The organism is uncultured Sphingomonas sp., assembly GCF_946477935.1.
Lineage (GTDB): Bacteria > Pseudomonadota > Alphaproteobacteria > Sphingomonadales > Sphingomonadaceae > Sphingomonas.
The window spans coordinates 1-7137 of the sequence record NZ_CAMLAC010000189.1; the positions used below are offsets into that span (position 1 = coordinate 1).

Genomic DNA, 7137 nt, shown 5'->3' on the forward strand with positions numbered 1-7137 from the left:
GCCCACGGCTCAGCGCCGGTGATGGCGCCGCCGCCAGCGCCGGAACAGCCCGCGCCTGGCGAACGGCTCGAACATCTCGTCCGGCCCTTCCGGGTCCAGCACTTCATTGTCCGCCAGCCACTCCTCGACTGCGTTCAGATCGGGCTGCTCGAAGGGGCGCAGCGTCTTGCCTTGCCCGCGCAGCCGCTCGATCGTGTCGATCAGCGACCCCGTCTCGGCGATCGTCTCCGTCACCGTCTCGACAGGGCACCCCAGATGCTCGGCGATCAGGCCGTCGCGGATGCGCAGGATGCACGCGGCATGGGCATCGGTCTGCGCCACGATCGCCACGTCGCATTCGGTGTCCAGCCGCATCGAGCGGTTGTTCATGTTCGACGATCCCAGCCGCAGCACCCGGTCGTCGGAAATCAGGATCTTGGCGTGGCAATAGATCGGCGTGCCTCCCTTGGTGAAGGGATGGTACATGCGCAGCCGCCGATGCGGGTCGCGCTGGCGTAACGCCTCCATCAGCCGCCCGCGCGCGGTATCCATCGCGATCGGCTCCAGCCAGCCTTGCGCGGTCAGCGGGTTGATGATGACGATCTCTGGCCCATCGGGCTCCTCCAGCCGCTTGACGATCGCCTCGGCGATGCGGCGCGATGCGAAATACTGGCTTTCCACATACAGATGCCGCCGCGCGTTCGCGATCTGCGTCATGAACAGCGCTTCGCTTTCCAGCACCGCCGGCTCATCCGGCATCTCCGGCATGGTGCGCGCGATCCCCACCTCGATGTCGGTAAAGTCGCTTTCCAGTCCATCCGGCCAGCAATCGGCGCCCGGCACCTCGGCCGCCATCGGCTGCCCGCCCGCGGCATGCCAGCGGTCGCGGAACAGCGTGGCGAGCGCACCCACCACCGGCCCCTGCATCGCGCTGATCGCATCATGCCACGGCTTGTAGGGGATCCCGAAGGATCGCTTGCGATAGGGCTCGTGATCGCGGTGCTCGCGCGTGTCCCACCGGTCGCCTGTCATGTCGATGCCACCGCAAAACGCCAGCCGGTCGTCGATGATGACGATCTTCTGGTGGTGCGACGCGGCGGTCGGGTGATGCCCGTCCAGCTTGGTATGGATGCGCGGATGCTGCATCCATTTCAGGATGGTGAAGGCGGTCGATCCGCGAAACAGCGACTTCACCGCGCCCACGTCCCAGCGCAGCAGGAAGATTTCCAGCTCCGGCTCGCGCTGGACCAGCGAGTAGATGAAATCGCCGAGCCGCCGCGGCTCCCCTTCGCGATGATCGAGCACGATACGTGCGTCGAAATCCCATCCGATCAACAGGATGCGCTTCTTGGCCTTGAGCATCGCGCGCCGGGCCAGCCGAAAATAATCGTCGGCATCGATGATAACGGCCATGCGATCGGCGCGCTCGACCCGCCACACTTCCTTGCCGATCCGCATGACGTCTCCCTTGCTGCGCGCCCCCCATGCACAAACGGGGGGCGCTCGCCAAGTCTCGCCTATGCGGGCGGCATGACAGGATGATGGCGCAGCTCGGCCCGAATGGCGCTAGGCGGCGATCGCCGCGGCCGCCGCCCCGGCGACGGCGAGCAGGTCGCCAATGTCGTGTTGATCCGGCAGGAGGTGAAACGTGCCGTCATCTGGCCATGCTTCGGCGAAGCGTCGAAGCCGAAGGCGCGGCATACCGACACCGGCGCATAGGTTTCGCATGGCAAGCCGCCCTTGGTTCGCGGGGACAGCGTCACCAGCACGCGGCGGCCCATATAGATGCGCAGATCGGGGATGTTGGTGAAGCCGATCTGTATGGCAGACAGGCAGCGCGCATGCAGTTCGTCCAGCATCGCCTCGGCGACGTCGCCAAGCTTGGCACGGAAAGCCGCTTCGCCGGGGTTTTCCTCATCGTCATGCGTCATAAGGCTGTTCTCTGCGGCTTGAGGGTTCGAAAGGATCGGTGCCGGCGACGGCGCGTTCACGATGGCCGCGATGCGGCTCAGCAGTTCGTCCGGGCCGATGTCGCACGGCCGGCCATGTGTCCGGGTGTTGCACGGTGGCTGCAATGCGGCGATCAGCAGCCGTTCGGGTTCGTGCAGCCAGTTCCGCTTCACCCAGCCGCTCGGGCAGGACGCATCGCATTCACCCCCAGCCGGCACCTCGTCCGCCCACGACGGGTCAAGGCGGTGATAGACGAAGCTCAGCCGGTCCAGCATCCCCGCTTCGTTGCCGGGGCCGAACACATCCCAGTGGCGCACGGCAAAGCGCGCTTTCTCGAAGGTACAACTGCCACCATGCCGGCCGATCAGCGGCTCATCCTCTGGGCAGGCGCCGATCTCCGCAATGGCGGGGCCGTCCAGCTCGTTCAGGATGCGGCTCAACTGGGATGCCGCGAACGCCACCTCCGGCGCCCGCAGCGTCTGGTACACCACATGTTTGTGCCACCGGTCGAGCACCGATCCACCGAACGGCCGCTGGGCGTGACCGGCATAGATGCCGACATAGGCCAGCCGATCGTCCAGGAACATGCCGTAGATGCCCGGCCCGGTCAGCGCGGGCGGCTCCCCCAGCCATTGCGGCCGACGCCGCGCGCGCAGGTTCATCCACGCCGGCTTGCCTTCCACCGCCGGCACCGTTTGCAGCGTGAACAATTCCGCCGCGCGGTAAATCGTCATGATCGAACTCCCTGATGACCGCGGCGATCTGGCGGCAAATCGCGCAGGCCGCGATCCGGGAATTTTCCGGCCCCCCGCCTCAACCCGATCTTCACATCTTCGCGGGCGTCGGCACCCGCGTTCACCAGACGTTCTCATGAAATCCTGGCGTTTCGCGGTGTTCGGGCATAATCATCGCTTCCGAAGAGCGAAGTCGGTGAACAGCGCACAGGATACCCCCGCGGCCAACCGCAAGATCATCCATGTCGACATGGATGCCTTTTACGCATCGGTTGAACAGCGCGACGATCCGGCCCTGCGCGGCCGCCCGGTCGCGGTCGGCGGATCGCGCGCGCGCGGCGTGGTGGCGGCCGCGTCGTACGAGGCGCGCGTGTTCGGCGTCCGCTCGGCCATGCCCTCGTCCACGGCGGTGCGCCGCTGCCCCGACCTCGTCTTCGTCAAGCCGCGGTTCGAGGTGTACCGGGCGGTTTCGCTTCAGATCCGCGAGATCTTCGCGCGCTATACCCCGCTGATCGAGCCGCTTTCGCTGGACGAGGCCTATCTGGACGTGACCGAGGATCGGATGGGTCTCGGTTCGGCCCAGGCCATCGCGCAGGCGATCCGTGCCGCCATTCACGCCGAAACGCATCTCACCGCCTCCGCCGGCGTCAGCTACAACAAATTCATCGCCAAGCTGGCGTCGGACCAGAACAAGCCCGACGGGATGTGCGTCATCCCCCCGGCCAGGGGCCCCGCCTTCGTCGCCAGCCTGCCGGTCTCGCGCTTCCACGGCGTCGGCCCGGTCACCGCGCGCAAGATGGAGGCGCTGGGCATCCTGACCGGTGCCGACCTGCGCGACCGGCCGCTACCGTTCCTCCAGGCCCATTTCGGCAGCTATGCCGAGTATCTGTACCGTGCCGCGCGCGGCGTGGACGACCGCCCGGTCCGGGTCGAGCGAACACCCAAGTCGGTCGGGGCGGAGAGGACCTTCGAGACCGACCTGTCCGCCCGCGCCGATCTGCACGATGCGCTGGAACGGGTGGCCGATGCCGCCTGGACGCGGATCGAACGCGCCGGCATCGCCGGTCGCACCGTCACGCTGAAGCTGCGCCATGCCGATTTCCGCACCATCACCCGCGCCCGCTCCTTTCCCCATCCGGTCGGCGACCGGCCTGCGATCCTGGCGGCGGGCCGGTTGCTGCTCGATGCGCAACTGCCGGTGATCGGCGGCGTACGGCTGCTCGGCCTGACCCTGTCGGGGCTGAGCCCCGCCGAGGCGACCGAAACCGAAACCCAGCCGCAACTACCGCTATAGGCGTAGCCCGGCTGGACGAGCCGCCGCCTTTCCGCTTACCACCGCGTTTACCACCATCGGGGCGGGGTATTGGGGGATGTGGTTCATCGGCGCGGTGCTGCTCGGCCTTGCCGGCTATGCGCTCTATCTGGCGGGGCTACGCCGCCATCTGGTTGAACCCAATCGCGCATCCTGGCTGATCTGGTCGTCGGCGACCGGGATCGAGGCGGCAACCTATGCCGCGGTCAATCCCGGCGCGCCGCAGGCGACGATCTTTGCGCTGTCGGCCCTGGCCTGCATCCTCGTCACCCTGGTCATGTGGCGGCGCTCGCGCTGGCGCGCGCCCGATGCCGGGGAAAGCCTGTGCATGGGGGCATCGCTTGTCGCCTTGCTGCTGTGGATCGCCTTTCGCGACGCCTTCTGGGCGCATCTGCTGGTGGTCGCGGCGGTGCCGGTCAGCTTCTGGCCCACCTGGCGCAGCGTGTGGGAGGATGCGGACCGGGAACGCTCGCCAGCCTGGGGACTGTGGACGATGGGCGACCTCGCGACGCTGATCGTCGCCATGCGCAATCCCGGCGGCGGTACGGGTGAATATGCCTATGTCTTCGTCGAACTGCTCTGCCATGCCAGCATCTGGCTGATGATCGGCCTGCCCTCGATCAATCCGCGGCGTTCGCTGGGCCGGGCGGTCGGTACGCTGCAGATCCGGGACGCCCGTCCATCGTACGGCAACCCCTTCGCCGTTCGGGACAATCATCTCGGCAAGGCGGTCTATGCGACGGCCGGGTTTGCGCAAGGCAGCACGATCATCCGCTTCTCCGGGCCCAGCGTGCCGGCGGCGCAGGTGCCGGCGACGCTCGCCGGTTCTGCGGATCGCTTCATGCAGATCGCCGCCGATACCTATCTCGGCCCCTCCGGCCGGATCGACGACCTCATCAATCATAGCTGCGCGCCCAATGCGGGCCTGCACTTCACGGGCCAGGGCGTCTTTCTGGTCGCGATCCGCACCATCGCTGCGGGCGAGGAGATCGCCTGGGATTATTCCACCACGCTCGCCGATCCCGACTGGCGCATGCCCTGTGCCTGTGGCGCCCCCGGCTGCCGCGGCACCATCGCACATTTCGGCACGCTGCCGGCCGATCGCCGTGCCTGGTATCTGGAGCGCGGCCTCGTCGCCCCGCACCTGATCCCCCGCGAAGCCCGCGCGGCGTAGGTCAGCGGCCATTTGTAAACTCGCTAGAAAGCGAGTTTCCCGGCGGCGCCGGCCCGCTCCCCCACCCAGCCACCCATCAAGGATACTCTGTGGGTGGCCGGGTGGGGGAGCAGGCCGGCGCCGCGAAACGGGCCTTCAGCACGTTTGCAAACAGGCTCTCAGGCGGCAGTCGCCAGGGCGTCGGCGGGCACGCTCGCCAGCGTCAGCACCGCCTCCGCGCCCAGCCCGCACCCGCGACTGTGCAGGTGCAGCGTGCCGCCCATCGCGACCATCGAATTGGCGCACCAGTGCAGGCCCAGCCCACCCGACTTATGTGCGCGCGTGGAAAAGCCCCGCTGGAACAGCGTCGCGGCGGTTTCGGCATCGAAGCCTTCGCCATCGTCGTTGATGCGGATCGTCGTGCGGTCGCCCCCCTGTTCGCCGCCCTGTTCAATCGCGACGATGATCGAACCATGATCGCGGCCCGTCGCCGCGATCGCCTCGGCGGCATTGCCGAACAGATTGCCGATCACCTGGCTCAGGATCACCCGGCTCGCCAGCACCGGCGCGGGCATGGCGGGAAAGGTGAAGGCGATCGACACGCCCTCCGAATAGCGCGCGATGGTGGCATTGCGCGCGATGATCTCGGTCACGTCGCATGCATCCAGCGGCGGCCGCTCATGCGCCTGCGCCTGTTGCTGGCCGATGATGTCCAGCACGTGCGCCATCGCCTCGCGCCCCACCGCCAGTTCGCCGCGCATCACCTCGCGCGCCTGCACCTGCGCCTCCAGCCCTGCCGCCACGAACGCCGCCAGCTTCTCCCGCCGTGCCGGTGGCACATCGCCCCGCGCCAGCTCCGCCACCGCCCGGTCCAGCATCCCCCGATCCACCGGCGGCACCTGCGCGATCCCCTGGCTCAGAATGGTGCTGATCGGGTTCAGCGCATTGCGTACATTGTGCATCACCGCCACCGCGCTTTCCGATCGGCCGAGCGCGAAGCTCTGGATCTCGATCTGCTCGCGCAAATCCTTCAACTGGCGCAGCATCGCGTTGAAGCTGCGACCCAGCGAAGCGATTTCGTCGCTGCGCGCCTCCTCCTCGTCCAGCAGCGTCAGCGATCCTGACGCGCGCACCCGCTGCATATGCGCCTCCACCCGCCGGAGCGGCGCCAGCACCAGCCGCGCGATCGCCCGGCGCAGCACCATCAGCACGATCAGCAGCAACATGGTCGATCCCGCCACCGCCAGCAGCACCATGCGCCGCCCCAGGTTGGACACCGCCCGCGGCACGCTGAACCGGGCGGCGGCTACCGCATGGCCATCGGCGCCCCGGATCGGCACGGCGATATCGATCGCACGGGCACGCCGCCCGATCGCCTCGGTTTCCCGGGGCGCCGCCAAATCGATCCGCGCGTCGAGCTGCAGCAGCTCCGCCAGACGCTGCGAGCTGATCACCCGCGCCATAAGGACATGGCCGCGTGGGCTCCCCGTCCCGTCCGACCGCCGGATCTCGGCCACCCCGACCGCAGCCACCACATCGCCCAGCCGTGCAAAGAAACGACCCGAATTGCGCCCTGCCAGCACGCGGTCGAACGGCACGCGCCCGATCATCCGGATCAGCCGCGCGCGCATGTCCGGCTGCTCGGCCCCGCTCGCCGGGTCGCGCCAGCGCGCCACCATGATGCGGCCATCCGGCGCGACATAGGCCATGCCCTCCACGCCCAGATTGGCCATGGCGAGCGTCGAGAAGCTGTCGCGCTCGAACGCCGCGCTGGGCTTGGCCATATAATCGTAGCTGGCGGTCCAGTCGCCATAATCGCGCACCGCGCTTTCCACCTTGGACGCATATTCGGCCAGCGCGGCCTGTGTCCGCTCGACATGGCCGTGGACTGCCCGGTTCTCCAACTGGTTGAAGCTGGGGGTGATGACGCCGATCAGCAGCAGCGTGATCGCCACCGCGCCGCCCACCCCCACCAGCGTCAGCAGCCGGACCAGCTTGCCCCCCAGCGA

The 7137-nt window shown here is 68.0% G+C and carries 6 protein-coding genes; 3 read left to right on the plus strand and 3 right to left on the minus strand.

All coding sequences use genetic code 11. The features are described 5' to 3' along the window. Nucleotides 1–9: 9 nt before the first annotated feature. Nucleotides 10–1437 (minus strand): phospholipase D-like domain-containing protein, encoded by a 1428-nt coding sequence (locus tag Q0U08_RS15765; protein WP_298092497.1) that lies wholly within the window; start codon nucleotides 1435–1437, stop codon nucleotides 10–12. Between the two features lie 59 nt (nucleotides 1438–1496). Continuing rightward, nucleotides 1497–2663 carry a hypothetical protein gene (locus tag Q0U08_RS15770; protein WP_298092499.1) on the minus strand — a complete coding sequence of 389 codons (1167 nt, stop codon included), beginning with the start codon at nucleotides 2661–2663 and terminating at the stop codon, nucleotides 1497–1499. A gap of 14 nt (nucleotides 2664–2677) precedes the next feature. On the opposite strand from Q0U08_RS15770, the gene Q0U08_RS15775 reads away from it, so the two are divergent. The 3 genes from Q0U08_RS15775 to Q0U08_RS15785 all read left to right on the plus strand — a co-directional run bounded on the left by Q0U08_RS15775 (nucleotide 2678) and on the right by Q0U08_RS15785 (nucleotide 5149). Then, entirely contained in the window at nucleotides 2678–2803 is a 126-nt protein-coding gene (locus Q0U08_RS15775) for a hypothetical protein (RefSeq protein WP_298092501.1), read from the plus strand. A gap of 56 nt (nucleotides 2804–2859) precedes the next feature. After that, the gene (gene dinB / locus Q0U08_RS15780) at nucleotides 2860–3957 is read left to right on the plus strand and encodes a DNA polymerase IV (protein WP_298092502.1); all 1098 of its coding nucleotides are present in this window, start codon (nucleotides 2860–2862) and stop codon (nucleotides 3955–3957) included. Nucleotides 3958–4033: 76 nt separating this feature from the next. Continuing rightward, the gene (locus Q0U08_RS15785) at nucleotides 4034–5149 is read left to right on the plus strand and encodes an SET domain-containing methyltransferase (protein WP_298092504.1); all 1116 of its coding nucleotides are present in this window, start codon (nucleotides 4034–4036) and stop codon (nucleotides 5147–5149) included. Between the two features lie 158 nt (nucleotides 5150–5307). Here Q0U08_RS15785 and Q0U08_RS15790 read toward each other — a convergent pair. Beyond that, nucleotides 5308–7137 (minus strand): CHASE4 domain-containing protein (locus Q0U08_RS15790; RefSeq protein ID WP_298092506.1); only part of this gene is annotated, 1830 nt, incomplete at its 5' end.

Coding starts and splice junctions, on each gene's coding strand:
- Q0U08_RS15765 (WP_298092497.1), bottom strand. CDS start 1,437: ATGCGGATCGGCAAGGAAGTGTGGCGGGTCGAGCGCGCCGATCGCATG.
- Q0U08_RS15770 (WP_298092499.1), bottom strand. CDS start 2,663: ATGACGATTTACCGCGCGGCGGAATTGTTCACGCTGCAAACGGTGCCG.
- Q0U08_RS15775 (WP_298092501.1), top strand. CDS start 2,678: ATGACCGCGGCGATCTGGCGGCAAATCGCGCAGGCCGCGATCCGGGAA.
- Q0U08_RS15785 (WP_298092504.1), top strand. CDS start 4,034: ATGTGGTTCATCGGCGCGGTGCTGCTCGGCCTTGCCGGCTATGCGCTC.